The 26,427-nt window shown below is 72.5% G+C and carries 25 protein-coding genes; 15 read left to right on the forward strand and 10 right to left on the reverse strand.

Going from position 1 to position 26,427, the window contains the following annotated elements:
- Positions 1-260: sigma factor (locus ACIRPX_RS36810; RefSeq protein WP_404203525.1), on the reverse strand; the 260-nt coding region annotated here is incomplete at its 3' end.
- A 254-nt stretch (positions 261-514) separates the two neighbouring features.
- On the opposite strand from ACIRPX_RS36810, the gene ACIRPX_RS36815 reads away from it, so the two are divergent.
- Positions 515-1,330, forward strand: a complete 816-nt coding sequence (locus ACIRPX_RS36815) for a S1 family peptidase (protein ID WP_404203527.1) — start codon at positions 515-517, stop codon at positions 1,328-1,330.
- Positions 1,331-1,555: 225 nt separating this feature from the next.
- Here ACIRPX_RS36815 and ACIRPX_RS36820 read toward each other — a convergent pair whose 3' ends face one another.
- On the reverse strand, positions 1,556-2,431 hold the full coding sequence (locus tag ACIRPX_RS36820; protein WP_404203529.1) for a LysR family transcriptional regulator: 876 nt from the start codon (positions 2,429-2,431) through the stop codon (positions 1,556-1,558).
- An 85-nt stretch (positions 2,432-2,516) separates the two neighbouring features.
- Here ACIRPX_RS36820 and ACIRPX_RS36825 point away from each other — a divergent pair, with 85 nt between their 5' ends.
- The gene (locus ACIRPX_RS36825) at positions 2,517-3,434 is read left to right on the forward strand and encodes a PhzF family phenazine biosynthesis isomerase (protein WP_404203531.1); all 918 of its coding nucleotides are present in this window, start codon (positions 2,517-2,519) and stop codon (positions 3,432-3,434) included.
- 210 nt (positions 3,435-3,644) lie between these two features.
- Here ACIRPX_RS36825 and ACIRPX_RS36830 read toward each other — a convergent pair whose 3' ends face one another.
- A complete protein-coding gene (locus ACIRPX_RS36830) occupies positions 3,645-3,860 on the reverse strand; it encodes a hypothetical protein (protein ID WP_404203533.1) in 216 nt (71 codons plus the stop codon).
- A 76-nt stretch (positions 3,861-3,936) separates the two neighbouring features.
- Complete coding sequence (locus ACIRPX_RS36835) at positions 3,937-4,335, reverse strand: YybH family protein (protein WP_404203535.1); 399 nt, start codon at positions 4,333-4,335, stop codon at positions 3,937-3,939.
- Positions 4,336-4,462: 127 nt separating this feature from the next.
- On the opposite strand from ACIRPX_RS36835, the gene ACIRPX_RS36840 reads away from it, so the two are divergent.
- Complete coding sequence (locus tag ACIRPX_RS36840; protein WP_404203537.1) at positions 4,463-4,909, forward strand: SRPBCC family protein; 447 nt, start codon at positions 4,463-4,465, stop codon at positions 4,907-4,909.
- 164 nt (positions 4,910-5,073) lie between these two features.
- Here the strand turns inward: ACIRPX_RS36840 and ACIRPX_RS36845 are convergent, their stop codons facing one another.
- The 3 genes from ACIRPX_RS36845 to ACIRPX_RS36855 form a co-directional block, all read right to left on the reverse strand.
- A complete protein-coding gene (locus ACIRPX_RS36845; protein WP_404203539.1) occupies positions 5,074-5,271 on the reverse strand; it encodes a hypothetical protein in 198 nt (65 codons plus the stop codon).
- 162 nt (positions 5,272-5,433) lie between these two features.
- Positions 5,434-8,076 (reverse strand): alpha-L-rhamnosidase C-terminal domain-containing protein, encoded by a 2,643-nt coding sequence (locus tag ACIRPX_RS36850; protein WP_404203541.1) that lies wholly within the window; start codon positions 8,074-8,076, stop codon positions 5,434-5,436.
- Positions 8,077-8,247: 171 nt separating this feature from the next.
- Positions 8,248-9,813 (reverse strand): cellulose binding domain-containing protein, encoded by a 1,566-nt coding sequence (locus tag ACIRPX_RS36855; protein ID WP_404203543.1) that lies wholly within the window; start codon positions 9,811-9,813, stop codon positions 8,248-8,250.
- A gap of 394 nt (positions 9,814-10,207) precedes the next feature.
- Between ACIRPX_RS36855 and ACIRPX_RS36860 the strand changes: the two genes are divergently transcribed.
- The 3 genes from ACIRPX_RS36860 to ACIRPX_RS36870 all read left to right on the forward strand — a co-directional run bounded on the left by ACIRPX_RS36860 (position 10,208) and on the right by ACIRPX_RS36870 (position 14,592).
- Positions 10,208-11,122, forward strand: coding sequence for a LysR family transcriptional regulator (locus ACIRPX_RS36860; protein ID WP_404203545.1), 915 nt, complete (start codon positions 10,208-10,210; stop codon positions 11,120-11,122).
- Positions 11,123-11,350: 228 nt separating this feature from the next.
- Positions 11,351-13,711 carry an arylsulfatase gene (locus tag ACIRPX_RS36865; protein ID WP_404203547.1) on the forward strand — a complete coding sequence of 787 codons (2,361 nt, stop codon included), beginning with the start codon at positions 11,351-11,353 and terminating at the stop codon, positions 13,709-13,711.
- 83 nt (positions 13,712-13,794) lie between these two features.
- Positions 13,795-14,592: a formylglycine-generating enzyme family protein gene (locus tag ACIRPX_RS36870; RefSeq protein ID WP_404203549.1), complete on the forward strand. Its 798-nt coding sequence runs from the start codon at positions 13,795-13,797 to the stop codon at positions 14,590-14,592.
- A gap of 47 nt (positions 14,593-14,639) precedes the next feature.
- On the opposite strand, the gene ACIRPX_RS36875 is transcribed toward ACIRPX_RS36870, so the two are convergent.
- Positions 14,640-15,614: an ABC transporter substrate-binding protein gene (locus ACIRPX_RS36875; RefSeq protein WP_404203551.1), complete on the reverse strand. Its 975-nt coding sequence runs from the start codon at positions 15,612-15,614 to the stop codon at positions 14,640-14,642.
- A gap of 180 nt (positions 15,615-15,794) precedes the next feature.
- Positions 15,795-16,742 carry a LysR substrate-binding domain-containing protein gene (locus tag ACIRPX_RS36880; protein ID WP_404203553.1) on the reverse strand — a complete coding sequence of 316 codons (948 nt, stop codon included), beginning with the start codon at positions 16,740-16,742 and terminating at the stop codon, positions 15,795-15,797.
- A gap of 93 nt (positions 16,743-16,835) precedes the next feature.
- On the opposite strand from ACIRPX_RS36880, the gene mdlC reads away from it, so the two are divergent.
- The 4 genes from mdlC to ACIRPX_RS36900 all read left to right on the forward strand — a co-directional run bounded on the left by mdlC (position 16,836) and on the right by ACIRPX_RS36900 (position 22,192).
- Positions 16,836-18,416, forward strand: a complete 1,581-nt coding sequence (mdlC, locus tag ACIRPX_RS36885) for a benzoylformate decarboxylase (protein ID WP_404203555.1) — start codon at positions 16,836-16,838, stop codon at positions 18,414-18,416.
- Between the two features lie 77 nt (positions 18,417-18,493).
- The gene (locus ACIRPX_RS36890) at positions 18,494-19,948 is read left to right on the forward strand and encodes an aldehyde dehydrogenase family protein (protein WP_404203557.1); all 1,455 of its coding nucleotides are present in this window, start codon (positions 18,494-18,496) and stop codon (positions 19,946-19,948) included.
- Positions 19,949-20,020: 72 nt separating this feature from the next.
- Complete coding sequence (locus tag ACIRPX_RS36895) at positions 20,021-21,286, forward strand: MFS transporter (RefSeq protein WP_404203559.1); 1,266 nt, start codon at positions 20,021-20,023, stop codon at positions 21,284-21,286.
- Between the two features lie 72 nt (positions 21,287-21,358).
- Positions 21,359-22,192, forward strand: a complete 834-nt coding sequence (locus tag ACIRPX_RS36900) for a class I SAM-dependent methyltransferase (protein ID WP_404203561.1) — start codon at positions 21,359-21,361, stop codon at positions 22,190-22,192.
- Positions 22,193-22,378: 186 nt separating this feature from the next.
- Here ACIRPX_RS36900 and ACIRPX_RS36905 read toward each other — a convergent pair whose 3' ends face one another.
- Positions 22,379-23,338 (reverse strand): DUF5937 family protein, encoded by a 960-nt coding sequence (locus ACIRPX_RS36905; RefSeq protein WP_404203563.1) that lies wholly within the window; start codon positions 23,336-23,338, stop codon positions 22,379-22,381.
- Between the two features lie 303 nt (positions 23,339-23,641).
- Here ACIRPX_RS36905 and ACIRPX_RS36910 point away from each other — a divergent pair, with 303 nt between their 5' ends.
- From ACIRPX_RS36910 to ACIRPX_RS36930, 5 genes are all read left to right on the forward strand, one after another.
- Entirely contained in the window at positions 23,642-24,016 is a 375-nt protein-coding gene (locus ACIRPX_RS36910) for a peptidase inhibitor family I36 protein (protein ID WP_404203565.1), read from the forward strand.
- Entirely contained in the window at positions 24,010-24,420 is a 411-nt protein-coding gene (locus ACIRPX_RS36915; protein ID WP_404203567.1) for a peptidase inhibitor family I36 protein, read from the forward strand. Before ACIRPX_RS36910 ends, ACIRPX_RS36915 begins: the two co-directional genes overlap by 7 nt.
- A gap of 62 nt (positions 24,421-24,482) precedes the next feature.
- Positions 24,483-24,974: a hypothetical protein gene (locus ACIRPX_RS36920; protein ID WP_404203569.1), complete on the forward strand. Its 492-nt coding sequence runs from the start codon at positions 24,483-24,485 to the stop codon at positions 24,972-24,974.
- Positions 24,975-25,157: 183 nt separating this feature from the next.
- Entirely contained in the window at positions 25,158-26,009 is an 852-nt protein-coding gene (locus ACIRPX_RS36925) for a DMT family transporter (RefSeq protein ID WP_404203571.1), read from the forward strand.
- 123 nt (positions 26,010-26,132) lie between these two features.
- On the forward strand, positions 26,133-26,303 hold the full coding sequence (locus ACIRPX_RS36930) for a hydrophobic protein (RefSeq protein WP_404203573.1): 171 nt from the start codon (positions 26,133-26,135) through the stop codon (positions 26,301-26,303).
- The last annotated feature ends 124 nt before the right edge of the window (positions 26,304-26,427 follow it).

Here is a 26,427-nt window from a genome sequence, read left to right on the forward strand (position 1 = left end):
AGGATCCAGTTGACGGCCGTTCCCCGCTCGGGGCGGTAGCGCGGAGCGGTCCGCCACACCTCCACCAGCACCTCCTGCGCCACCTCCTCCGACTGCGCCAGATCGCGCAGCACGGCACGGACCGCTCCCAGGACCGGGCTGACCACGGCGTCGTACACCGAGGCGAACGCGTCCTCGTCGCCCAGAGCCACCCGGCCCACCAGCTCCTGCAGGTCCGGTTCCGCCGAGGGACTTCTGCCGATGTGCACGGCTTCTTTCACGGTGGGCCTCCGTCGTCGGGACATGTCCGGCGGTAATCCGAAGCTGCGGCGGCCCCGGATTGCTCTCATGGCGAAAGAAGACGCAGGTGGAGCCGGACGCGGAGGCGCCAAGGGCTCCACCGGCCGGCGAACGGGGGCCGCGACCACGTGCACGGGCCCGGAAACCGAACGGCGGGTGCGGCACGTCCTCACCAGCGACCACACGAGGCGACGCCCGTCCGGGCAGCGCGCCACACACCCAGGGGGAAGCCGACATGCCCTTCCGCTCCGTCAGAACCGCGCGTTCCGCGAGGCGCTCCGCCGCCGCCGTCACCGCCGCTCTCACCGTGGCCGCGCTCGGGGCCGCCGCCTCTCCCGCCTCGGCCGTGAAGGGCGGTCGTCCGGCCACGACCCGCGCGCGGCCCTACGCGATGCTGATCGAGCTCGACGGAAGCCAGTTCTGCGGCGGCACCCTCGTCGCCCCCACCAAGGTGCTCACCGCCGGCCACTGCGTGCAGAACGCCGGGGACGTCTCCGCGCTGCGGGTCGTCGGCGGCCGCACCGAGGTGGACGGCAGCGGCGGCACCGTGCGCAAGGTCGCCTCCTACCGGCTGGACTCCCGCTACAGCATGCCCGGTTACGCCTACGACGCCGCGGTGCTCACTCTCGACCGGCCCATGCCCTACCGGACGATCCCGGTGGCGGGCCCGAAGGACGCGGCGCTGGTCGCAGACGGCCGCAGGGCCACCGTGCTCGGCTGGGGCCGCACCGGACCCGACACCACCGCCACCCGGCTCAAGCGGGCCGGACTCGTCCTGTCCCCGGTGGCCGACTGCGAGCCCTACACCGACACGGACACGGACCCCGCGGCGATGCTGTGCGGCATGCCGCGGCCGGGCACCACCGACAGCATCTGCCCCGGCGACTCCGGCGGACCGCTGGTCAGCGGCGGCAAGGTGGTCGGCATCGTGTCGTCCGGCAACAAGTACTGCGACGAGCAGTTCCCGGTGTCGGTGTTCGTCCGCACCGACTCCGTCGCCGCGGACCTCGGCCTCCGCACCTCCCCACCGACGTCCGGGGCCCGGGCATGAGGCGCACCGACAGCAGCCGCCGCCCCGCGCCGAACAGGGACAGACCCGGCCGGGGGCGCGCCTCCACCTCGAGGGACAGTGCCGTCCAGGTGCCGTCGTCCCGGTGATCGGAGCAACGGCCCACCTGGGCATGGCCGTTGCCGGGCGGCGAGGCCCAGTGGCGGCGCGTGGCCCGCGAGGCGACCGCCAACCGGTCCCGGTTCGCGGACGGTTGAGCGGCGGGCGCTATCCCGCGGTGGCCAGCGCCTGCGCGAACGTCTGGGCCGCCGGTGGCGTCCACCGTCTGCGGTGCCGGGCCAGCCGGACCGGCACATCAGCGAACCGGGGGCCGTTCACCCGTGTCAACTGCCCCTGTTCCAGGCGCTCCTGGACCGTCGTGAGCGGCAGCAGGGCCAGGCCCAGCCCGGCGCAGACGCAGGACCGCGCCGCGTCCACGCTTCCGAACCGGGTCAGCCGCGGCCGGGCGCCGGGCACGGCGAGCAGCCGTCGCTCCAAGGCGTCGCTGTAGGAACAGCCCTGTTCCAGCAGGAAGAAGTCCTCGGCGGCGAGCTCCGCCCAGTCCGCCGCCCGCTCGCGCCCGGCCAGCGGGTGGCCGGGGGCGCAGACGAGCGCGAGCGGCTCGCGGGCGACCGGCTCGGACGCCACGTCGGGGAAGTCCGCCTCCTCCTCCAGCAGCAGCGCGAGGTCGAGGCGTCCGGACCGCAGGCCCTCGACGCATCCCGCGGTACCGGCCGCGTACAGGCCGATGTCCACCTCGGGGTGGGTGGCGCGCAGCGCGGCGATCACGCCGGGCAGCCTGCTGGAGCACAGCGACTCGGGGGCGCCCACGACCACCCGTCCCCCGGGTGCCCCGTCGCCGTCGGCCTTCAGCCGTGCCACGGCGTCCAGGACGTCCTCGGCCCGCTCCAGCAGCCTTCTGCCGGACTCGGTGAGCAGCGCCCCCGTGGGCAGCCGGTCGAAGAGCCGGGTGCCCAGCTCCCGTTCCAGGGAACGGATGTGGACGGTGACCGTGGACTGGGCCAGGTGCAGTTCGGCAGCGGCGGCCGTGAAATTGCCGGTGCGCGCCAGGGTGGCGAAGGTGTGCAGCAGGCGGGTGTCCACGCCCACCAGCCTATGCGACATACCGATCGACCGGATACGTATCCATCGTTGGACCGCATCGGCGGCTGGGTGGCAGCGTGGAGCCATGACCACCGAAGCGAGCGGAACAAGCCCCCTGAACCACCCCGAGCCGGCCGCCCGGACCCTGCGCTACTCGGCCTTCACCCACGACCCGGCGGGCGGCAACCCGGCCGGAGTCGTGCTCGACGCCTCCCGCCTGGACGAGGCCGCGATGCTCGCCCTCGCCGCCGAGGTCGGTTACTCGGAGACGGCCTTCGTCACCGGCGCGGACGAGCAGGCGCGCCGGTTCCGGGTGCGCTACTTCAGCCCGCTCGCCGAGGTGGCGTTCTGCGGGCACGCGACCGTCGCCCTCGCGGTCGCTCTGGCCGAACGGCTCGGCCCCGGCGAGATCGTCCTCGACACCCCTGCCGGTGAGATCCCCGTCGCCACCCGGGTGGACGACGAGGGCGCGGTGCTGGCCACCCTCACCAGTGTGCCCACCCGTTCGCGCCCCGCCTCGGACACCGAACTGGACGCGACGCTCGCGGCCTTGGGCTGGTCCCGCGGCGACCTGGACCCCGAGCTGCCGCCGCATGTGGCGTTCGGCGGCAACGACCACCTGGTGCTGGCCGCCGCCTCCCGGACGCGGCTGGCGAAGCTGGACTACGACTTCGAGGGCCTGGCCGAGGTGATGCGGCGGTACGGCTGGACCACGGTCCATCTGGTGTGGCGCGAGTCGCCGGAGCTCTTCCACGCCCGGGACCCGTTCCCCGTCGGCGGGGTCGTGGAGGATCCGGCGACCGGGGCGGCGGCCGCGGCGTTCGGCGGATACCTGCGCGCCGTGGGGCTCGTCACCTCCCCGGCCAGGATCAGCGTCCGCCAGGGAGAGGACATGGGCCGCCCCGGCGACCTGCTGATCGACGTCGACCCGCACGGCACCCGCACGCGCGTCACGGGAGGGGCCGTGCCGATCGCCGAGGCCGGCGGCCCCCGGCGGTCGTAGACGGGCCGGGCCGTCCGGGACACCGGCCGTCGGCGCCCGCGCGTGTCGCGGCCGGCGGTCCGGCCGTGCCCGGCAGCACGGCCTGCACCTGGGCAGGGCACGTGAGGGGTGGGCAAGGCCCGGGTCCGCCGCCTTCGCCTCGGCACGCGGTGTCGGCGGTGGCCGCCGGTCGGTACCCGGGGCTGCCGCCGACGTGAGCCGAGGTGTCTTTCAGCCGCCCCCGCGCTCCAGGACACGGCGGGCCGCCTCGGCCTCCGCCGCCGGTGGCGACAGCTCGTCGAGCGTGTCGAGTTCGTCGTCCGACGCCAGCTCCCGCTCCCAGGCCGCCGCGAGGCGCTCCTGCTCCTGGTGCGGTCTGGCACCGACGGCCTCCCGGTGCTCCGGGTCCAGGGCCGCCAGGAATCGTTCGACCGCGTCCGTCGGCATACGGTGCTCCTTGTCGCATGAAAGAGTGCCGCCCCGCGCCAGCATGGCTGAAGCGCGCGCGGGCGGCCACCCGGCGCTATCCGGTGACGGTGTCGCCATGACGATGTGCCACACTCCAGCGGCCGTCCTCCCTGCGGTACACCTGGGTGACCCGCAGGGTGTACGTGCGCGGCTCCCCGTCGACCGAGACGGAGGTGTGTTCCAGACCTGCGGTGAAGGCCATGTCTCCCGAGACGTCGTACGACTGGAGGTCGAACACGTACGACGTGCAGTCGGTGAAACTCTTCCCCAGGTGGGTGAAGAGCTGGTCGACCTGCTGCCGCCCGTAGGCGTTGCGCCACGCCCCCAGGACGCTCACGGGTTCGTCGCGCGACCAGAGCGCCCGTCGCGGGGCCGCGTCGCCGTTGTGCAGCGCGACCTCCGCCTCGTACAGGGCGGTCCTGACCCACGCCAGGAAGCCGTCGCGGTCGGTCATGCCTTCATCATGCGCCGGGCTCGCCGTTCGGCGCAGCGCAAACGGCGAAGCGCCGATACGCTGGCGGTGCTCGGCCCATCAGCATGCACTCAGCCGGAGCTCCAGCGATCGCGGCACAGGAGGAATCGTGGCCGGTCAATTCGAGGCGACAGCCGAGATCAACCGCCCCATCGAGGATGTCTTCGCCTTCCTCTCCGAGGGCACGAACGACCCCAAGTTCAGCCCGAGGGTCCAGGCCATCACGAAGAGCCCGGAGGGGCCGACGGCGGTGGGGACGGTCTTCACGAGCACGGTCAAGGACGCCGGCATGAAGTCCGGCCGGCAGTTCCGGATCACCGAGTTCGAGGCTCCCCGCCGCATCCGCTGGGCGGAGGTCTCCAAGAACATCGTGACGGCGAACGAGGGCGGCTACGACCTCGAGTCCACCGGCCCCGGCACGACCAAGGTGCGCATTTTCAACGTTCTCGAAGGCCACGGCCTGGGCAAGCTGCTGGTCGGCTTCGCGCTCGGCGCGGCACGCAAGGACGCCCCCGCGTTCGGACAGCGGATCAAGGCGGCGGTGGAGGCTTCCTGAGGACGATGGGCGCACCCGCTCGAACGTGATCATGGTGGGACCGGCTCGGCGACCACGTCGGCCGGCGCCCCGTCTACGCGGTGCCGGCGGCGATGACCGTCCTGGCCGTCCTGCCGTTCCGTACCGCTCGACCCGGCAGAAGATCTGATCCCCGTCCCCGGGAGTCAGGCCGCGTGGTTGCGGCTCTCCGGCGACAGCGCCGCCCGCGCGTCGGCCCTCTCGCCCGGAATCAGGCGCAGGTGGCGGCGCCTGCCCGCGTGCCGCGGGACGGACGGGGCTCCGCCCATCCAGTCCTCGACACGGTCCATCAGGAGAAGGACCGCGGCCACCACGGGCAGCACCAGAACCGCTGTGACGACCACTGCGCATCATCCCCTCCACGACACCGCTGACCACCGGGTGCCCGTTTCGTCTCGGAAAACGCCCCGCGTCACGTGGCGATGCGGGGAAGGGGGTGAAGGTTGGCACGGGAACGGCGGACACGCCCCGCGAATCAAGGTCCGCGGGGCATGTCGGGCCGGCCCTCAGCCTTCCCGGCGAGCGGTGAAGCCGTACGTGCCCGGCGCCAGGTCCGGCAGCGTGACGCGGCCGTCGGCGATGCGGGCCCCGCCGGCCGGCGCCCGCCGCCCGTCCCACACCACGCGCCCGTGCGACCGTACGGTCAGCCGGTGCCCGTCCCCCGGCAGGGCTACCGTCGCCCGCGTCCCCTCCGGAACGTCGGCATCGAGGTGGAAGACGCTCCCGGAGTTCCGCCAGGCCACCCGCAACGCCCCGTGCGGAGTGGGCAGTTGGCCCTGCGCCCAGGCGATGTCACCGGGGTTCGGACGCACCTCCCAGGTGGCGTAGCCGGGTGACGTGGGCCGGGCGCCCAGCAGTTCGTGGGTCAGCGCCGGCAGCACGCCGGTGGACCAGCCGTGCGCCATGCTGGTGTAGGCGCCCTCGTAGAGGGTTCCGCCGGGGCCGATGCCTTCCCAGTGGGTGATGCCGGGGTCGTGGCCGTCCATCCAGCCGTAGGTGCGCCGGATCTGGTCGAGCGCGGACTCGGCCCGCCCGGCCGTGAAGCGGGCCACGATCTCCGGGTACGACGTGAAGGCGTACACGCGCTGGGAGGCGCCGCCGAACAGGGTGTCGTTGTCCATGAACGCGTTGCCGTAGGGACGCCGTGTCGTGGTGTCGAGGTGGGCGAGGGCCGATCCCGAGCGGCCGGCGTCCGCGATGCCCGCGGTGACGGCCAGGGAGTTGCCGTCCTGCGCGTGCCGCACCGCGCCGGTGGCCGAGTCGAGGTAGGCGCCGGCCGCGTCGTCCCAAAGGTGCGTGTTGACCGCCTCCGCGACCGCCCCGGCCCGTTGCGACCAGCGCGCCGCGTCCGCGTCGTGCCCGAGCAGCCGGGCGATCCGGGCGGCGTCCCTGAGGGCCTGGACGTACAGGGCGTTGTAGTAGGTGACCCTTCCGGTACGGCCGAGGAAGGCGTAGTCGCCGTATCCGCCGGTGTTGCCGAGGCCCTTGCTGAGCAGGCCGGTCTCGTCGGTGACGCTCGGGTACCAGGTGTCCAGCACCTTCAGCAGGTTCGGGTAGTAGCGCGTCGCGTAGGACCGGTCACCGGTGTAGAGCACGTAGTCCCAGCTGCAGGTCACCCACCACAGGGGATAGTCGAACAGCGGGAGCGTGTAGGAGGAGATGGAGGCCGGCGGGATCCAGCCGTCGGCGCGCTGGTGGTCGGCGAGGTCGGCGAGCACGTTGCGCGCGGCGGCGGCCGTGTCGTCGTGAGTGAGGTACAACGTCCGGGCGGACACCGCGAGATCGCCGACGTAGGGGTCGCGGTCGCGCTTGGCGCCGTCGTGCAGGACGAGCCTGCCCTCCAGGGAGGAGGTCCAGGCGTTCCGCGGGTCCACGTCGTCCTGGCGGAAGGTGTCGGTGACGAGTTCGTTGGTGTACGCGGCGCCGTACCAGTAGCGGTTGAGGTCGTCGTCCGAGCACAGGAACCAGCCGCGGTAGGTGCCGGGCGTTCCCACGTAGCCGGTGAAGTCCAGGCTGACGGAGTCGATTTCGACCGTGCCCCAGGGCTGCGCCGCCGGGGCGTCGGAGGCCAGGGCGTTGAGGGTGACGCGCAGATAGCGGAAGCCGTGCAGCCCGTCGGCGTAGACCTTGCCGTCCGTCTGGAAGCCCTTACGGTCGGTCCAGTCCGCGCCCTGGGCCGGGACGGCGAACTGGTCGGTCCCCTGGCCCGTGCCGCCGGACTGGTCGGAGCGGGTGAAGTCGGAGCGTTCGGTGAGGAATTGGAGTGTCTCGGAGAACGCCAGGCGCACGCCGGGCGAGTTGCCGGAGGCCGAGGTGAACCGGATGCGCGGATACCCTACGACGACCTTGCCGAAGTCGACCGTGACGCTGGGCGGTTCCACCGCTTCGACCGGCTCGGGCCACACCTCGTTGATCCGGGTGAACGCCCCGTGCGGGGTGTCCTGGACGGCGGTCACGGTGATGCGCACCCGGGTCGTCGACACCGGCGCCGAGAACGGCACCGCCCGCTGGATGACATCGTTGTCGGAGACGGTGGCGGCGGTCTCCCAGGCGCCGTCGGTCCACACCTCGACGGTGAAGGCGGTCGGCACTCCGTCGCTGTTGGAGACCACGGTGATCCCGGACAGCCGCCGGGCCTCGGTCATGGTGACGGTCAGGACGTCCGGGAAGGCGGCGATCGTGTCGTCGTTCCAGAAGGTGTCGGGGTCGCCGTCGATGGCGTTGGCCGCGTCGTAGGTGCGCGGACGACCGTCGTTGCCGTTGTTGCCGGCGTGCGTCGTGGACGCCTCGGCCGTGGTGCCGTCCGGCCAGCGCGGCGCGGGAGCCGGCTGCGGGCGGCGCAGCACCGTTCTCGCGCCACCGGGCTTCAGCAGGGCCCGCGGATCGCGTACGTCGCCGGTCGAGCCGAGCACGCGCTCGGGGCGCACCGTACGGGACGCGGGGCCCTGCACGTAGCGCTGCCAGCCGGTGCCCACGCGCGGCGGTTCGGGTGCGGCGGCGGGTGCGGCGCCGGGACGCGGAGCGGCGGCCGCCGGGGTCATGGCCGCGGGCCCGACGGTCAGGGCCGCCGCCCCGGCACCGGCCGCGAGGACCGCACGACGGCGGGGACCGGGCTGTGCGGCGCTCTGCGATGGGCTGGTCGTTGTCATGGCATCCCGTCCCTCAGAAGTGGTTTGAATCGTTTCAATTCACGGGGGCAGGGCGACGGTATCCCAACGGCGGGAGCGCGTACAGATGTCGCGCACCTCCGGACGTCCGCCCGTACGCCTCCCCCTCGGGACGGCGTACGGGCGGAGCTTCGGCCGGTGCGGGCCGCGGCCTCAGCCCGTGTAGGCCGCGAAGATCTTCGCGAACTCGTAGGGAGACTGCGGGATGTTGGTGCACTGGTACAGCGCGCCGTTGCAGGCGTTGCGGTCGCGGGTCGCCTCCCAGAAGGCGAGCTCGCCCAGATGCCTGCCCTGGGCGAAGGAGACCAACTGGCGGGCGTCGGACTGGTCGTAGACGTGGCCGTCGTCGTTCTGGCCGAGCATCGGCGTCACCCCGACCATCGCCCACAGCTGGGCGTCGGTCCTGCCGGGGTAGAGCGACTTCAGCTGGGTGAAGGTGCTCTGCGCGGCCTGCACGGCGGCGTCGCCGTAGTCGACGCCGCGGTAGTAGTCCATGGCCATCACGTTCACCACGTCGAGATCGACCCCGGCGTCGCGCGCCGACCGCACCACGTTCAGACCGTCCGAGGTCAGCCCCTCCGGGAGGACCGGCAGCGTGAGCGAGATCCGCAGCCCGGGGTGCGCCTGCTGCAGCCGCGCCAGCGCCTGGGAGCGGCGGTCGACGGAGGCCGGGTCGGCGGAGGCCGCGCCCTCGATGTCGAAGTCGACGTACGTCAGCCCGTAGGCGTTCACCACGGCGTCGTACTCGGTGAAGAGCGCGTCCACCGAACTGCACGCCTGGGCCAGTTCGATGCCGCTGGCGCCGCCGAAGGAGACCTTGACGTCTCCCCCGGCCGCCCGGATGGCGTCGATCTGGTCCTTGGCCCAACCGTCGCGCGGGTCATAGGCGTTGAACCACATCGCCTTGCAGCCGGAGGCGGTGATGAAGGCCATCGTGTAGTTCTTCACCCCGCTCGACGACGACATGCCGGGCATGCTCGGCGTGGGCCAGGCCCCCATGTCGATGTACGGCGCGGTGGCCAGTCCCACGCCCGGCTGCTGCCCGCCGGTGGAGGTCGTACCGCTGACCGCCGCGGAGTACGCGGAGACGTTGCCCGCGGCGTCACGGGCCCGCACGCGGAACGAGTAGCTCGTACCGGCGGCCAGCCCGCCCGCCGTGTACGAGGTGCCGGTCACGGTGACGGGCGTGCCGCCGTCACGCGAGATCTCGTACCCGGCGACGGAACCCGAGTCGTCGGTCGAGGCGTTCCAGCGCACGGTCAGGGAGGAGCTGCCGGCGGAGCTGACGGACACTCCGGCCGGGACGCTGGGCGGCGTGCTGTCGGTGCCCGAACCACCCGCGCAGGAGCCGCCGTTGAGCTTGCAGCCGGTGGGCGTGCCGGTGCCGCTGGACACCCACCCGAAGGACGCGGACGCACCCGGCGCCAAAGTGCCGTTGTACTCACGGTTCTTGAAGGTGTAGTGGGTGCCGCTCCGGGTGAGCAGCGCGTCCCAGTACGAGCCGACCGTGGTACCGGAGGGCAGGTCGAACTCGACGCTCCAGCTCGCCAGCGAGGTGCTGCCGCCGTTCGTGATGGTGTAGGCGCCCTGGTAACCGCCGTCCCACGTGGACGTCTTGGCGAAGGAGGCGGTCGGCGTGCCCGCGGCGGAGGCGGGTGGGGCCAGGATCAGCAGAAGCATTCCGGCGAACAGGGCGAGAAGTGCGGACGGTCTTCGCATGTACTGCCTCCACTGGGGGGTGGGCACCGGGTCGGCACGTGAAGCGGCAGAGTTGGTCCATACCAATCCTCTGGCATGTACATACCCGGTGCTGAGCCGGCCGTCAAGCCTCGCGCCCGCGCCGCGCGGCACAGCTCGGCCCGGCGCGGCACGACTCGGCCCGCCTCCGCGCGGCACAACTCGGCTCGGCTCGCGGTGGCGCCGGGCCGCGGGGCCGCGGGGCCGCGGGGCCGCGGGGCCGCGGGGCCGGCGGGGCCGGCGGGGGTGGGCTTGAGGAGGCCGGCGGCCGGGCCTGGCGGACAGGGCGCGCCGACGGACGCCCGCGCGCGGGCGGTGCGCGGGCAGTGCGCGGGCGGGATGGCGGGACGCCTGCGGGTAGCGATAGAACCTCTCTATGGAACGCCGCCAGGTCGAATACTTTCTCGCCGTAGCCGCGCACCGCAGCTTCACCAGCGCCGCCCACGGCCTGCACGTGGCGCAGCCGTCCCTGTCGCACGCGATCCGGCTGCTCGAACGGGAGCTCGGCACCCCCCTCTTCCACCGGCTCGGCCGCGGTGTGGCGCTGACCTCGGCGGGCGAGGCGTTCGTGGCGCCGGCCCGGCAGATCATGCGGGACCTGGAGACGGCCCGGTCGGTGGTGCGCACCATCGCCGGGCTGGAGGGCGGCCGGCTCGACATCGTCGCGCCGACGACCCTGGCCGCGGACCCGCTGGCGGAGCTGACCGGGGACTTCCGAGGGCGGAACCCCGCCATCGACATCGTGATCGTGGAACCCTCCGACGCGGCCGCCGTCGCGGACGTGGTGCGCACCGGCGAGTGCGAGCTGGGGCTGACCGACGTCAGGTCGCGCGGCAAGGCCGTCGAGTCCCTGGAACTGTGCCGTCAGGAGGTCCTGGTGGTGGTGCCGCGCTCCGAGCGCTTCCCGCAGGTGGGGCCCGTGGCCCTCGGCGAGGTCGCCCAGCTGGACCTGGTGGCGACCGCCCCCGGGACCGCGACGCGGGCGCTGATGGACGAGGCGCTGGGCCGGCAGGGCCGGAGCCCGCGCATCGCGGTGGACACCGTGCATCAGGCGGCCGTCGTTCCCCTGGTGCTGGCCGGCGCGGGCGCGACGCTCCTGCCGCGCTCGCTCGCCGAGGACGCGGCACGGCGGGGCGCGGTGGCCCTCACGACCCGGCCGCGGCTGATCCGGCCGGTCTGGCTGCTGTGGCGGGGCGGGCCCCTGTCACCCGCCGCCGAGGCGTTCATCGCGGTGGCCCGGGAGATGTCCGAGCAGCAGGCGGCGGCCACACCGGTGCAGAACAAGCCATAGATTTCTTCTATTGCTCAGCATGAAAAGTTCTTCACCTTCGCCCCCGCATCTCCCTTGCGGTCCCGGCCGGCGGGAATTTCTCCTCACCGCTTTATGAGCCGCTTCTCCGCGGACACATAGACGCCTTCTACCGCCCGTATTCATAATGCGTCCAGCCTGCCGGTGGCCTCCTCGTTGACCGTGCACGACGCGAAATGCCACGTTTCTTGCACCCCAGAGGAGGAGCACATGACCGAATTCGATGCCGGACGCCACATCCTTCCGCGGCCCGACGGGCACCGGCAGCCGACCACCGCGATGGACGTCCACGACCAGGAGGTCCCCTTCACGCCGATCGGCCCGGTCCCACCGCCCGAGAACGCTCCGAACGTGGTGATCGTGCTCGTGGACGACCTCGGCTTCGGCACCTCCAGCGCGTTCGGCGGGCCGTGCGAGATGCCGGCGGCGGAGCGGCTGGCCGCCGACGGGCTGCGCTACACCCGCTTCCACGTGACGGCCCTGTGCTCACCCACCCGGCAGGCCCTGCTGACCGGGCGCAACCACCACTCGGTCGGCATGGGCGGCACCACGGAGATGACCACGGCTGCCCCCGGGTACAACGGCTTCCGGCCGCGCAGCGCGGCCACCTTGGCGCAGATCCTCCAGGGCAACGGCTACAGCACCGCCGCCTTCGGCAAGTGGCACCAGACCCCGCCCCGGGAGATCAGCGCGGTGGGCCCGTTCGACCGCTGGCCCACCGGGGAGGGGTTCGACACCTTCTACGGCTTCATGGGCGCCGAGATGAACCACTGGTACCCGCTGCTGTACCAGGGCACCACCCCGGTCGAGCCGGACCGGCGGCCCGAGGACGGCTACCACCTGTCCGAGGACCTCGTGGACCACGCCGTCGACTGGGTGCGCACCCAGCGGACACTGACACCGGACCGGCCCTTCTTCACCTATCTGGCGCTGGGTGCCGCGCACGCACCACTGCACGTGGACCGCGCCTGGCAGGAGAAGTACCGCGGCGCCTTCGACCACGGCTGGGACCGCCAGCGGGAGGTGACCCTGGAGCGGCAGAAGGAGCTCGGCGTGGTGCCTCCGGAGACGGAGCTCGCCCCCTGGGCGGAGGGCGTCCCGCACTGGGACGAACTCAGCGACAACCAGCGCCGGTTGTCCGCCCGTTTCATGGAGACGTTCGCCGGATTCACCGAGCACGCCGACGTCCAGGTCGACCGGTTCCTCGACGCGCTGCAGGAGCTCGGCGAGCTGGACAACACCCTCATCCTGTACATCCTGGGCGACAACGGCGCCTCCGGCGAGGGCGGCATCGAGGGCACGATCGTCGAACACCGCCTGGGCCACGGCGTCGTGGACGACCCGGACGAGATGATCGACCACATCGACGAGATCGGGGGCCCGCTCAGCTATCCGATCGCCCCCGCGGGATGGGCACTCGCGCTCAACACCCCCTACCAGTGGACCAAGCAGGTCGCCTCGCACTTCGGCGGCACCCGTGACGGCATGATCCTGCACTGGCCGCGCGGCGTCGCCGAACGGGGCGGGCTGCGCCACCAGTTCTCGCACGTGATCGACGTCCTGCCGACGATCCTGGACTGCGCGGGAATCCCGGCGCCGTTCAGCGTGGACGGGGTGCCGCAGCAGCCCGTCGAGGGCGCGAGCATGCGGCCCACGCTCGCCGACGCCGACGCTCCGGAGCATCGCCGTACCCAGTACTTCGAGATGTGCGGCAACCGCGGCATCTACCACGACGGCTGGATGGCCGTCACCCGCCACGGCATCCCCTGGGAGATGGTGCCGGACAAGGAACGGAGGTTCGCCGACGACGTCTGGGAGCTGTACGACCTGAGCCGGGACTGGAGTCAGGCCCACGACCTCGCCGCCCAACTCCCGGACAGACTGCGGGCGTTGCAGGACCTCTTCCTGATCGAGGCGGCGAAGTACCAGGTCTTCCCCCTGGACGACCGGGTCACCGAACGGGAGAACCCGGCCATGGCCGGCCGCATCGACCTGCTGGGCGACCGCACCTCGGTCACCTACCGCGCCGGGATGCGGCGCTTCACCGAGGAGACCACGCCCAACGTCAAGAACCGCTCCCACAGCATCACCGCCCACGTCGGCCTCCCGCCGACGGCGGCCGAGGGCGTGATCGTCGCGCAGGGCGGACGGTTCGGCGGCTGGTCCCTGTACTTCAGCGGCGGCAGGCCGGCGTACGCCTACAACTACTTCGGCATGAACCTGTACACCGTGCGCGGCGGCCGGCCCCTGGCACCGGGACGGCACGAGATCCGGCTCGAGTTCGACTACGACGGCGGAGGTCTCGGCAAGGGCGGGACCGCCACCCTCCTGGTGGACGACGAGAAACACGGAACGGGACGCGTCGATCGGACCATCCCGTACTACTTCTCCTTCGACGAGACGCTCGACGTCGGAGTGGATCTGAGCACCCCGGTGACGGACGACTATCCCGTCCTCGACAACGAGTTCACCGGCACCGTGCACACGGTGCGCATCGACCTGGCCGCGGACGCCGCGGACGCCGGGGAGTTCGACGGCGGACTGCACCGCCGCGTCATGGGGGCGCAGTGAACTGCTGCGCGCCGTCCGGCGGCACGGGCGCGGAGCGTGGCGCGCCCGTACCGTCCGCCCCGCACCGGGCGACGACGGACGGCATGGTGGCCGTACCCGCCGGCGAGTTCCTCATGGGCAGTCAGGACGCGCTCGCCTACCCGGCCGACGGGGAGGGACCCGTGCGCACGGTGTTCGTCGACTCCTTCTGGATCGACGCCCGCACGGTGTCCACCGCGCAGTTCGCCCGCTTCGCCGCCGCCACCGGCTACCGGACCTCCGCCGAGCGCCTCGGCTGGTCGTTCGTCTTCGCCGGACGGCTCCCGGACGACTTCCCGCCCACCCGGGGCGTGGCGGCCGCGCCCTGGTGGCGGCAGGTGGAGGGCGCCGACTGGCGTCGGCCCGACGGCCCGCACTCCACCTGGGAGGACCGGCCGGACCACCCGGTCGTCCACGTGGACTGGGACGACGCGCGCGCCTACTGCGCCTGGGCCGGCAAGCGACTGCCCACCGAGGCCGAATGGGAACGCGCCGCCCGAGGGGGCCTGCACGCCAAGGTGTTCCCCTGGGGCGACGTGTTCGAGCCGGGCGGCCGCCGCCGTATGAACGTGTGGCACGGCGAATTCCCCGACCGGCACCCGACGGCCGAGGGCTGGTACGGCACCTGCCCGGTCGACGCCTACGAGCCCAACGGCTTCGGGCTGTACAACACCACCGGCAACGTCTGGGAGTGGTGCGCGGACCCGTTCTCGCCCGGCGCCGGCCGGCGCGTCACCAAGGGCGGTTCCTACCTGTGCCACGCCTCCTACTGCCGCCGCTACCGGGTCGCCGCGCGCCAGGGCCTGTTCCCGGACTCGGCGACCGGCAACGTCGGATTCCGCTGCGCCCTGGACCCGGCCTGAGGCCGGGGTCCGGGGCGCGGCCGCCCGGGCACGTCACCGGCCGGGCATCACCCGCCCAGCCAGGTCCTCACCTTGTCGGGGTTCGCCTCGACCCACTTCTTCGCCGCCGCCTCCGGTGACATCTTGTCCACCGCGATGTACCTGGCGACGGTGTTCTGGTCGGTGTTGGTCCATCTGAACTTCCTGACCAGGTCGTAGGCCGGGCTGCCGGACCTGGCGAAACGGGTGCTGACGATCTTGTCGAGGTCGAACACCGGGTAGTCGCAGGCGACCTTCGCCGGATCGGCGTCGCAACCCGCCGTGTGCGGGGGCAGGTCGATGTGGACCAGCGGCACCTCCGAGAAGAACCACTGCGGCTCGTAGAAGTAGCCGATCATCCACTTCTTGTTCTTCTCGGCGTCCCGGAAACTCTGGATCAGGGCGGTCTCGCTGCCCGCGTAGACCACCTTGAAATTCAGCTTCAGGTTCTTCGCCAGGGCGGCGTCGTTGGTCTGGTAGGACGGGTCGCCGTCGAGCAGCTGGCCCTTGCTGCCCGACTCGGAGGTCTTGAAGTGCGGCGCGTACTTGTTGAGGTTCTTCCAGTTCACGATGTCCGGGTACTTCTTCGCGATCCACGGCGGTATGTACCAGCCGATGATTCCCTTGTTGCCGGTCGCGCCGAGGTCGACGGCGGATTTCTGCTGGTCGATGTACTTCTTCTTCAGGTCGCCGTGACCCCAGTTCTCCAGAATCGCGTCGACCTCGCCCGTCTCGAACCCCTGCCAGCCGATCTCGGCCTTCAGGTCCTTCTTGACGACCTTGCAGCCCATCTCGTGCTCGGCGACGTACCCGACGACCGCCGCGTCCGCCGCGTAGCCCACCCATGGGTTGACCGCGAGGCTGAACGTGCCGCACCTGCCCGGACTCCCGCCCGCCGCGGCGGAGTCGCCGCCGACCTTCGCCCCGCCGCAGGCGGTCAGGGCGAGACCGAGTACGGCCGCCCCCGCCATGCCGGGACGCCAATGCCTGGCTCGCGTTGCCATGTTCCTGCTCCTTGTACGGGGTGAATTTCTCCGAAGCGGTGCCCGGCAGGAAAATGTCACGCGTTATTCTGGGAGCACCTCTGTACGCGGTGCAGTAAAAATGTCAGCCGTGCAGACGCCGGTCAACAAGACCTCTTGCCTCCACCCGAACCGTTTTTCAATGAACGCAATAGAAGCTTTCTATGCGTGTGAATTGGGGCTGCTGCTCGGCGGGAGCTGCGCCGGGCTGACGAGTTCGCCCAGCACCTCGGCCATGAAATGGACCAGCCAGCGCTGCGAAGGGCTGCGTGACGCCTCGTGCCGGGCGTAGAGGGCGACCTCGATGGGCTCGGTCTCGAAGGGGAGTCGCACCAGACGCAGCCGATGGGAAGCGGTGAACACCTCGCCGACGTACTCGGGAACGATCGCGACGAGATCGGTCCGCTCCAGCACGTAGGGGAGCATCGAGAAGCGCGTGGCCTCCACGGCCACCCGGTCCAGCAGGCCGTACGTGGCGAGCAGGGACCGGGGCACGACATGGCCGCTGGGCCCGTACACCGTCACGTGATGTTCGGCCGCGAGGTCCGGCAGGGCGACGGAACCGCCGCGGATCCGCGGGTGCCCGGCGGCGACCATGCCGACGTAGCGCTCGTGGAAGAGCGGGATGCGGACGGTTCGGTGCGAGGTGAGGACCGGGGTCGCGACGAAGGCGTCGAGTTCGCCCCGGCGGAGCTGGCTCTCGGCGGCGTCGACGTCCAGCGGGCGGACGGTGAAGGAGACCCGCGGCGCGTCCGCGCGGGCCGCGGCCACCAGGCGGGGCAGCAGGGTCGCCTCGCCCAGGTCGGAGAGGGCGACGGTGAAACGGCCGGACATGGTCCGCGGGTCGAAGCGGTCGCCCTGGCGGGTCGCCGTGTCGATGTCGGCGAGGGCCCGCTGCAGCGGCTCGTAGAGGCGCTGGGCACCGGCGGTGGGGGTCAGGCCGCGTCCCGTGCGGCGGAAGAGTTCGTCGTCGAAGTGGCGGCGCAGCTTGCCCAGGCTGTAGCTCACGGTGGGCTGGGTGACGTGCAGGGTCTCGGCGGTGGCCGTGACGCTGCCGGTCTCGTAGAGCAGCACGAAGACGCGGGCGAGGTTGAGATCGAAGCTGCTCACATCGATGGAGTCTATATCGCAGCGCGCCAACATCTATTGGTCGGCATGTCGCGCGGTGCCTAGCGTGTCCCGCACCACTTGAGAGGACCGCCTGTGCCATCCGTGCGTCGTATCTGCCATGAGTTCCTCCGCCGGCAGGGGCTCACCACCGTCTTCGGCAACCCCGGCTCCAACGAACTGCCCTTCCTCGCCGGTCTGCCGGACGGGTTCCGTTACGTCCTGGGGCTGCACGAGGGCGCCGTGGTGGGCATGGCCGACGGCTACGCGCAGGCCACGGGCCGTCCGGTGCTGGTCAACCTGCACGCCGCCTCCGGCTCCGGCAACGCGATGGGAGCGCTGACCAACGCCGTGGCCGCGCGCACGCCCCTGGTGCTCGTGGCCGGTCAGCAGGTGCGGCCGGCCATCGGGCCGGAGGCCAACCTCTCCAACGTCGACGCCCCCTCCCTGATGAAGCCGCTCGTCGGCTGGGCCGCCGAGCCGGCCTGCGCCCAGGACGTGCCCCGCGCGCTCGCGCAGGCCGTCTTCGAGGCACGGCTGCAGAGCCGCCCGACCTACCTGTCCGTCCCCTACGACGACTGGGCGGCGGACGCGGGCGAGAACGCGCCGGCCGTGCTGGACCGGCAGGTGCGGCGCGCCGCCGTGCCGGGCGGGGAGCAGGGGCGCCTGCTGGCCGATGCGGTCGCCGGGGCGCGGCGGCCCGCGCTCGTGCTCGGCGGCGACATCGACGCCGCCGGGCTGTTCGACGACGCGGTGCGGCTGGCCGAGCGGCTGGGCGGCCCGGTGTGGGCGGCGCCGTCGCAGTTCCGGCTGCCCTTCCCCAACCGCCATCCGCAGTTCCGGGGCATCCTGCCCGCCGGCATCGAACCCGTCTCCCGCGCCTTCGAGGGCCACGACCTCGTGCTGGTGCTCGGAGCCCCGGTCTTCCGCTACCACGAGTATCTGCCGGGGCGGTATCTGCCCGCGGGCACCCGCCTGATCCAGGTGACCGAGGACACCTCCGCCGCCGCCCGCGCGCCGATGGGCGAGGCGCTGGTCGCCGACCCCGCCGCGGTGATCGAGCTGCTGCTGAAGGTGCTCGACGCACCCGGCCGGCCGCCCGGTGACTACCGCCCCGTGCCCGCGCCGCGCACGGCGGACGGCCCGCGCCTGCACCCGGAGGAGGTCTTCGCGGCCCTGCGGGACGAACTGCCCGGCGACACCGCCTACGTGGTCGAGTCGACCTCCACGAACGCGTCGTGGTGGCGGCAGATGGACCTGCGCCGGCCCGGCTCCTACTACTTCCCGGCCGCCGGCGGCCTCGGCTTCGGCCTGCCCGCGGCGGTCGGGGTCGCCATGGCTCAGCCCGACCGCCCGGTCGTCGGCGTGATCGGCGACGGCTCGGCCAACTACGGCATCACCGCGCTGTGGACGGCCGCGCGGCACCGCCTGCCCGTGACCGTGGTGCTGCTGCGCAACGGCACGTACGGGGCGCTGCGCTGGTTCGGCGACCTCCTGGGTGTGCCGGACGCGCCCGGGATGGACATCCCGGGTCTGGACTTCACCCGCATCGCCGAGGGCTACGGGGTGTCCGCCCGACACGTCGGCGCAGTGGCGGAGTTGAGGGCCGTCCTCGCCGAGCGCCCGGACGGACCCCGGCTGGTCCAGGTCGACACGGCGCTCACCACGCCGTCCTGACGACCGTCCCGCGACCGTACGACCGCAGGCCCCTTCTCGGAGGACTCACCACCCCTTGGGTGACGGAAGGAAAGACGATGACACTCCTGGACAGCGCTGTCTGGAGCAAGAGGTTCTTCAGCGACGGCTGGAAGGACGCCACCCGCGCACACCCGGTCACCGAGCCGGCGACGGGCTCGCACCTCGGCACCGTGGGCCTGGCCACGGCCGAGGACGTGAACCGCGCCGCGGCCCGGGCCGCCGAGGCACAGCGGCACTGGGCCGCCGTCCCGCCGCGGCGGCGGGCGGCCGTCCTGCGCCGTGCCGGTGAGCTGTTCACCGAGTACGCCGGCGAGATCGAGGACTGGCTGGTCCGCGAGGGCGGTTCGGTGCGCTCCAAGGCGGCGTTCGAGGTCCAGCTCGCGATCGGCGAGTGCTTCGAGTGCGCCGGGCTGCCGACGCACCCGCAGGGCGAGGTGCTGACGTCCGAGGAGGCGCGCTGGTCGTTCGCGCGGCGCCGCCCGGCGGGAGTGGTCAGCGTGATCGCGCCGTTCAACTTCCCGCTCCTGCTCGGCCTGCGCTCGGTGGCACCCGCGCTGGCCCTGGGCAACGCGGTGCTGCTCAAGCCGGACCCGCGCACCGCGGTCGGCGGCGGAGTGGTCGTCGCCCGCGTCTTCGAGGAGGCCGGACTGCCTCCCGGCCTGCTGCATCTGCTGCCCGGCGACGGCTCGGTCGGACAGGCCGTCGTCGAGGCGCCGGAGGTGCGGGTCATCTCCTTCACCGGCTCGACGCCGGTCGGGCGGGCGATCGGCGAACAAGCCGGCCGGCTGCTGAAGCGGGCCCACCTCGAACTCGGCGGCAACAACGCGCTGGTGGTCCTGCCGGGGGCGGACGTGCAGAAGGCCGCCTCGGCCGGCGCGTTCGGCTCGTATCTGCACCAGGGCCAGATCTGCATGACGACCGGCCGCCACATCGTGCACGAGTCGCTGCTGGTGGAGTACGGTGCCGCGCTCGCCGCGAAGGCCCGGGCGCTGCCGGTCGGCGACCCCGCGCGCGAGGACGTGGCCCTCGGCCCGATCATCGACCGGCGTCAGCTGGAGCGGGTGCACGGCATCGTCACCGCGAGTGTCGCGGCGGGCGCGACGCCGGCCGCGGGCGGGGAGATCGCGGGCACCTGCTACCCGGCGACCGTGCTCACCGGCGTCACCACCGACATGCCGGCCTGGCGCGAGGAGATCTTCGGGCCCGTCGCGCCCGTGATCGGGTTCTCGACGCTGGAGGAGGCCGCACGCATCGTCAACGACTGCGAGTACGGCCTGTCCGTCGGAATCCTCGGAGACGTCGGCACGGCCATGACCCTCGCCGACCGGATCGACTCCGGCAAGGTCCACATCAACGAGCAGACCGTCGGCGACGAGCCCAACGCCCCCTTCGGCGGGGTCAAGGCGTCCGGCACCGGGTCCCGGTTCGGCGGAGCCGCCGCCAACGTCGAGGCCTTCACCGAGACGCAGTGGGTCACCGTCCGCCCCGACATCGCCGACTACCCGTTCTAGCCGGGTCCCGGAGAAGACCTCCCCCCGCCCCCGCACCCAGTCCCCCGTAGCCGCTCCAGAGGGAACATCACCATGGCATCTGTCGCCTCGCCCCGCACCACCAGAACCGACACGAGAACCGGCCCGGCCGGACGCAACGTCTGGACCGTGGTCCTCTGCTGGATCACCGTCCTGCTGGAGGGCTACGACCTCGTCGTCCTCGGCGCCATCATCCCGACGCTGCTGAAGACCCACCACCTCGGCATGACGGCGGCCGACGCCACCACCGTCGCCACGCTGTCACTCGTCGGCGTCGCCATCGGCGCCGTCCTGGTCGGCCCGCTCGCCGACCGGTTCGGGCGGCGGCTGCTGCTCATCGGCTCGGTGGTCGAGTTCTCCCTGCTCACCCTGCTGGTGCCGCTCGCCACGTCGGTCGGGATGTTCGCCGCGCTGCGGCTCGTCGCCGGCATCGGCCTGGGCGCCTGCATGCCGGTGTCCCTGACGATGATGGCCGAGCACATGCCCGCCGCCCGGCGGGCACGCGCCAGCACGCTGACCATGACCGGCTACCACACCGGCGCGGTCATCACCTCGCTCCTCGCCCTGCAGGTCACCGAGAACTGGCAGGTCCTCTTCTACGTCCTCGGTGTCGCCGGTCTCGTCATCGCGGCCGTCCAGTGGTTCCGGCTGCCGGAGTCGGAGGCGTTCGCCCGCGCCAAGGAGGCGCCCGCGTCCCGGCGCGTGCCGTTCTCCGAACTGCTCAAGCCGGCCTATCTCCGTGCCGGCATCGGCATCTGGGTCGCCTCGTTCATGGGCCTGCTGCTGGTCTACGGCCTCAACACATGGCTGCCCAAGCTGATGAACGACGCCGGCTACCCCGTCCCCACGGCCGTCACCCAGCTGCTCGTCCTCAACGTCGGCGGTGTGGTCGGCCTGATCCTGGGCGGCCACGTCGCCGACCGGCGCGGCATCAAGCTCACCGCGCTCGGCTGGTTCGCGGTCTCGGTGGCGCTGCTGGCCTGCCTCAGCGTCAAGATGCACAGCGACCTGCTGCTGGACGTCGTGGTCTTCCTCACCGGTGTGTTCGTCTTCTCGGCGCAGGTGCTCGTCTACGCCTACGTCACGAACTACTATCCGGCCGCCGTCCGCGGCACGGCCCTCGGCTCCGCCTCCGGCATCGGCCGGATCGGCTCCATCGTCGGCCCGACCATCACGGGCGCCCTGGTCGCCTCCGGCATCGGCCACCCGTGGGGCTTCTACTTCTTCGCCGCCGTGGCGGTCGCGGGCTTCCTGGCCGTGCTCACGCTGCCGGCCCGGCCCGCCACCACCCCCGCGGAGGCCGCCGGGCCCGCCGCCTGACCACGGGACGGGGCGGCACGGACGCGGGAGGCGTCCGTGCCGCCCTTCCCGCGCCGGGTGAGAAGGTGGACCATGACCGGCACCAGCGACACGCACGAGGGGAAGCGACCGGTGGAACTCGGCTCCGTTCAGCAGACGCTGTTCATTCCGCTGGCCGCGCGGGCCCGGGAGTCCGAGAAGAAGCGGCCTCTGCTGCGGGATCCGCAGGCCGTGCGGATGATCCGCGAGATCGACTACCCGGCCGAGAAGTACGGTCCCGGACCCGGATCGGCGATCACGGTCCTGCGTACCGTGATCATGGACTCCTGGGTGCGGGCGTTCCTCGCGGAGCACCCGGCGGGGACGGTCGTCGAGATCGGCACGGGGCTCAACACCCGCTTCGAGCGGGTCGACAACGGCACGGTGCACTGGATCGACCTCGACCTCCCGGACACCGTCGCACTGCGCCGGACATTCTTCACGGACACCGAACGCCGCCGCACGGTCGCCGCGTCCGCGCTGGACGAGGGGTGGCTGCGCACGGTCGAGGAGTCCCCCGGGCCGTACTTCTTCGTGGCCGAGGGGGTGCTCGTGTACCTCCCGGAGGACGAGGTGGCCGCGGCGCTCACCCGCCTCGCGCGGCGGTTCCCCGGCGCTCTGGTGGCGCTCGACACCTATCCGCGGAGGCTGCTGGAGAAGCAGCATCAGCAGGCGGTCCAGAAGCGGATGGAGGCTCGCTGGGCCTGGTCCTGCGAGGATCCGCGCTCGCTGGAGCGGCTCGGGCTGCGGGTCGTGGAGGCGGCCTCCGTCACCCGGCCGCCTCGCGCCGTGCGGGCCCGGCTGCCCCTGCGCTTCCGGCTCCTGCTGCCCCTCGCCGACCGGCTGCTGCGCGGGCTGTTCAACGTCACGCTCTTCCGGGCCGGTTAGCGCCGGGACCGGGGCCCGGGGTCAGGCCTCCTGCCAGGCGCGCGCACCGGGCGCAGCCGGGTGGCGGGCACCGAGCGTTCCGGCACGGGCCGCCGGTACCTCACCGGGTGGGTCCGTCGTCCACCCGGTCCGCCCCCGGGTGAACGCCGGCCCCCCGGGTCTCCGCCCCGGCCGTGCACGTCGCGTTCACTCCGCTCGCACCCGATTGGCCCTCAGCAGGCCGAGGCCCAGCGGAGTGACCACATGCAGCACGCTGTTCCGGTCGCGGACCGAAGCCGCCAGCTCGGCCTCCCGCAGAATCCTGACGTGTTCGCTGGCCGTCGCGGCGGTGACGCCCGCCCGGCGGGCCGCCTCACCGGTCGTGCACCCGTCCTCCAGGGCGCGGAGCACGGCCGCCCGCCCGTTGCCGAGGAGCCGTTCCAGCGTCGTACGGGCCGGGCCGCCCGGCCGCTGGGGCGGCCACCAGTGGTGGGTGCGCGCGACGGGGTAGACCAGCACGGGTGGCAGCCCCGGGTCCGTCAGGGTGATGGGCGTCTGCCAGCAGAACACGGAGGGCACCAACAGGATGCCCCTGCCGTGCAGCCGAAGGTCCCGGTCGAGGGGATAGGCCGTTTCGAGCACGGGCGGGCGCCAGCGCAGGGACGGGCCCAGGGTCGACAGGAGCGCGTCCACCCCGCCGCGCAGCAACTCCCGGGCGCGTACGGCGCGATCCGCCTCGATCTGTGCGCGCACCGCGTTCCAGTACGGGTTCAGGGCCGCGTCGAAATAGCGGTGCAGTGCCTGCCCGAGGGTCTCCAGTGCGGAGGGTTCGCCGTCCGCGAGCGGGCGCAGCCAGGAAGGCGCCGCGGCGAGCACGGTCATCTCCTCGCGCAGCCGCCTGCGCGAGGTGGAGAGAATCGCCTCGATCCCCTCCGGCAGTCCGCGGGAGGCCTCGGCGGGATTGAGGAAGTCGGGGAAATTGCCGCGCGGCGGGGCCAGGGCCCGGACCAGGTGCAACTGCCGCAGGGGCAGACGGCGTAGCCGGGAACGCGCCTGGGCCCGCCAGGTGTCGAAGACGGCCCTTCCCTGACGCGTCCCCAGGAGATTCAGGCTGAGGACGGTCTCCCACAAAGGATCGGGGGCGGCGGCGACGCGCGTCCTGAGCAAGTCTTCGCGCGTGAAATGCACTCGGAGCACGGAACTCTCTCGCAGTCGGTCACGTGATGAGCTGATGGGGGGCACGCGATGGCACGCGATTGTCCTCATGGTCCCGTGGAAGCGAATACCCCGATATCCCGTTTCGCGCCAACCGCGCTCGCCGATCCGGCCTGCGCGCACGGCCGTTCGGCCACGTCATCAGGCGTATTCGACGAGGATCGAATGACCTGGCGCACGGCGTCGCCGGCGGGCAGCCTGGAGACGCACACGACCAAGATCTTCGCGCGACCGACCAACAGGGGGAAATGCGTCATGCGCAAACGTGCTGCTGTCGGGGCGGTGGCCGCCGCCGCCTTCGCCGCCGTGCTGGCGACCGCGCCGGGTGCCTCGGCCGAGGCCGATCCGCCCGGCTGCCCGAAGGAATACTTCTGCGCCTACAGCGGGGTGGACCAGACCGGTCAACTCGTCATGCGGACGAAGGGTAACTGGTCCGGCGACGTCGTCTTCCGCTCCGCCTTCAACAACGGCGTCCGGTTCCCGGGCGCCGACCACGTCGACATGACGTACGCCGTCGAGGGCGGATCGGAGACCGTCTGCCTCCACTACAACCCGGGCCCCGGCACCTACAAGGGGAACGCCGCCCCGGGCACCCGTATCGTCAAGGTCGTCTGGCGGGGCGAATGCTGACGGCCCGGCCGCGCCCGGCGCCGACCGGCGGGCGCCTTCCCGCGCTGGCCGCGGCAGCCGTGGCGGTGGCCCTGACCGGCGTCCTCGCCACCGCCCCGACGGCGGCCGCCGAGGCCAACCCGCCCGGCTGCGGGAAGGGCTACTTCTGCGCCTACAGCGGGCCCGGCCAGACGGGACGGCTGCTGCTGAAGGTGGCGGGCAACTGGTCCGGCAGTCTCGGCGTCGGCTCGATCTTCAACAACGGGGTCCGCCACCCGGGGGCCGACCACGTCGACGTCACGTCGTACCTGGGCGGGCAGCCGTCGACCGACTGCTTCCACTACAACCCCGGCCCCGGCCGGTACAAGGCCGACGCCGAGGCGGGCCTGACCATCACCCGTGTCGTCTGGCGGGGCGAGTGCTGAGCCGCCGGCACAGCGGCCGCACCGACCGCGGCCCGCGCCGCACCGACGGAGAGGGCTCCACCGTGCGCGTGAAGCGATCCCTGTTCGCCGTCATCGCCGTGTCGGCCTGGGCGCTGACGGCCGCCTTCGCCACTGGACCGGCCCACGCGTCGCCCGTCCCCGGCTCGCCCGCCGGCGGCACCGCCCAGGTCGCACCGGCGGCACCGCACGCCGCCGGGGCCCCGGCGGCGCAGGCCGCCGCGGTCTCGCCCACGATCTCGCCCGCCACCAACTGGATCCACCGGGCGGAGAACGAGCAGTTCGACTGCACGGCCGGGAACCTCTGCCTCGAGGTGTGGGATCCCACCGTCTCGCAATGGAAGGTCTTCTTCCTCTACACCTGCAACCGCTACTACCTGTCCCACTGGCTCGACTCGGGCTACTACCTCAACAAGCAGACCGGCTCGGTCACTTCGTACTTCTACGGTGCCCAGGGCCAGGTTCTGCGGGCCTTCTCCCCGCCGCAGGTGGGGACGCAGGACTGGAACCCCGTCTGGTCCGTCCGCAACTGCTGACGCGGAGTCCTGAGCGCATCGCGGTGCCCGCCCGGACACGTCCCCGGGCGGGCACCGTCACGCGACACCGGCCTCCGGCTCCGCCCCCGCATGCCGGACCACCGGCCGCTGCGTAGGCTGGGGCTGCCGAGGGCCTGGCCGGAGAACGGCTGCCGCACCACCCCCTCCCCTGCGAGGCACCGCATGATCGAGTTGGCCGCGGTCTTCGCCGTCGCGGGCGCCGCGAGCAACGCCGTCGGCACCGCCTTCCAGCGCAAGGCGGCGTCCACCACCAGCAGGGGCGGTCTGCGCCTGCTCGCGGAACTGGTCCGCAGACCCGCCTGGGTGATCGGTATGGCCGGGGTGATCGGTGCCGCGCTCTTCCAGAGCCTGGCGCTGGTCAACGGCCCCCTCGCCCTCGTACAGCCGCTGTTCATCCTCGAACTGCCCTTCGCCCTGCTCGTCGCCTCGCCGCTGATGCACCGCAGGCTGCCGGGCCTGGGCTGGTGGGGGGTGGCCGGCGTGGTCGCCGGGCTGGCGCTGGGACTCGCCTCCGCCGCCCCGCGCGGAGCCGACGACCAGGCACCGATGACACGCTGGATTCCGGTGCTCGCCCTCTGTCTGGGCACGATGGCCGCGGCCGCCGTGCTGGCCCGCCCCGGGCGCCCGGCCGCCCTGCGCGCCGCTCTCCTCGGTGCCGCGGCGGCGATCGGCAACGCCCTGACGGCCGCCCTGCTCAAGTCCGCCACGGGCACGTTCGCCGATCACGGCCCCACCGCGTTCCTCGCCTCCTGGCAGACCTACGGCTTCGCGCTGACCGGAGTGGCCGCGCTGCTCCTGCTGGAGAACGCCCTCCAGGCCGGCCCGCTGGTCGTGTCCCAGCCCGCGCTCACCATCGGCGACGCCACGGTCAGCCTGGCGCTGGGCATCACCCTGTTCGGCGAGCAGATCCGCACGGGCCGGTGGCTGCTGCCGGTGGTGCTGGGCGTCCTGCTGATTCTCGCGGGCGTGGTGGTGCTGAGCCGGGCGGTACAGCTTCTCGGACTCGGCCGGTGAGCCTCGTCGGGCGTGCGCCGCGCGGCGCATCCGAATTCCCGGTCCCACCAGGAACAAACAAGGGAATTTCCGTGCGTGCCCTGCATTTCCCGGGGCACCAGAAGCGTCGGAGGTGCGTAATACATGATTCCCTTGCTTCTTGTTCTCCTGCTTGCCCTGATTCTTTTCGGTGCCGGTTTCGCGCTGAAGGCGCTGTGGTGGGTCGCGGTCATCGTCGTGGTGCTGTGGCTGCTCGGATTCGTGGTCCGGCCGGCCGGGCACGACGGCCGCAAGGGCCGCTGGTACCGCTGGTAGAACCGGCCGGACATGGGCGGGGGGGGGGGGGCCGGGCGCCGGCGCCGCGCCGCCCCCCCCCCCCACCCCCCCCGCCGCCGAGCCGCAACCCCCCCCCGCCCCCGCCCGCGCCAGAGACCACCGC

It is taken from the genome of Streptomyces sp. NPDC101225, from assembly GCF_044767585.1.
GTDB lineage: Bacteria > Actinomycetota > Actinomycetes > Streptomycetales > Streptomycetaceae > Streptomyces.

Coding starts and splice junctions, on each gene's coding strand:
- ACIRPX_RS36815 (WP_404203527.1), top strand. CDS start 515: ATGCCCTTCCGCTCCGTCAGAACCGCGCGTTCCGCGAGGCGCTCCGCC.
- ACIRPX_RS36825 (WP_404203531.1), top strand. CDS start 2,517: ATGACCACCGAAGCGAGCGGAACAAGCCCCCTGAACCACCCCGAGCCG.
- ACIRPX_RS36830 (WP_404203533.1), bottom strand. CDS start 3,860: ATGCCGACGGACGCGGTCGAACGATTCCTGGCGGCCCTGGACCCGGAG.
- ACIRPX_RS36835 (WP_404203535.1), bottom strand. CDS start 4,335: ATGACCGACCGCGACGGCTTCCTGGCGTGGGTCAGGACCGCCCTGTAC.
- ACIRPX_RS36850 (WP_404203541.1), bottom strand. CDS start 8,076: ATGACAACGACCAGCCCATCGCAGAGCGCCGCACAGCCCGGTCCCCGC.
- ACIRPX_RS36855 (WP_404203543.1), bottom strand. CDS start 9,813: ATGCGAAGACCGTCCGCACTTCTCGCCCTGTTCGCCGGAATGCTTCTG.
- ACIRPX_RS36860 (WP_404203545.1), top strand. CDS start 10,208: ATGGAACGCCGCCAGGTCGAATACTTTCTCGCCGTAGCCGCGCACCGC.
- ACIRPX_RS36865 (WP_404203547.1), top strand. CDS start 11,351: ATGACCGAATTCGATGCCGGACGCCACATCCTTCCGCGGCCCGACGGG.
- ACIRPX_RS36870 (WP_404203549.1), top strand. CDS start 13,795: ATGGTGGCCGTACCCGCCGGCGAGTTCCTCATGGGCAGTCAGGACGCG.
- ACIRPX_RS36875 (WP_404203551.1), bottom strand. CDS start 15,614: ATGGCAACGCGAGCCAGGCATTGGCGTCCCGGCATGGCGGGGGCGGCC.
- ACIRPX_RS36890 (WP_404203557.1), top strand. CDS start 18,494: ATGACACTCCTGGACAGCGCTGTCTGGAGCAAGAGGTTCTTCAGCGAC.
- ACIRPX_RS36895 (WP_404203559.1), top strand. CDS start 20,021: ATGGCATCTGTCGCCTCGCCCCGCACCACCAGAACCGACACGAGAACC.
- ACIRPX_RS36900 (WP_404203561.1), top strand. CDS start 21,359: ATGACCGGCACCAGCGACACGCACGAGGGGAAGCGACCGGTGGAACTC.
- ACIRPX_RS36910 (WP_404203565.1), top strand. CDS start 23,642: ATGCGCAAACGTGCTGCTGTCGGGGCGGTGGCCGCCGCCGCCTTCGCC.
- ACIRPX_RS36915 (WP_404203567.1), top strand. CDS start 24,010: ATGCTGACGGCCCGGCCGCGCCCGGCGCCGACCGGCGGGCGCCTTCCC.
- ACIRPX_RS36925 (WP_404203571.1), top strand. CDS start 25,158: ATGATCGAGTTGGCCGCGGTCTTCGCCGTCGCGGGCGCCGCGAGCAAC.
- ACIRPX_RS36930 (WP_404203573.1), top strand. CDS start 26,133: ATGATTCCCTTGCTTCTTGTTCTCCTGCTTGCCCTGATTCTTTTCGGT.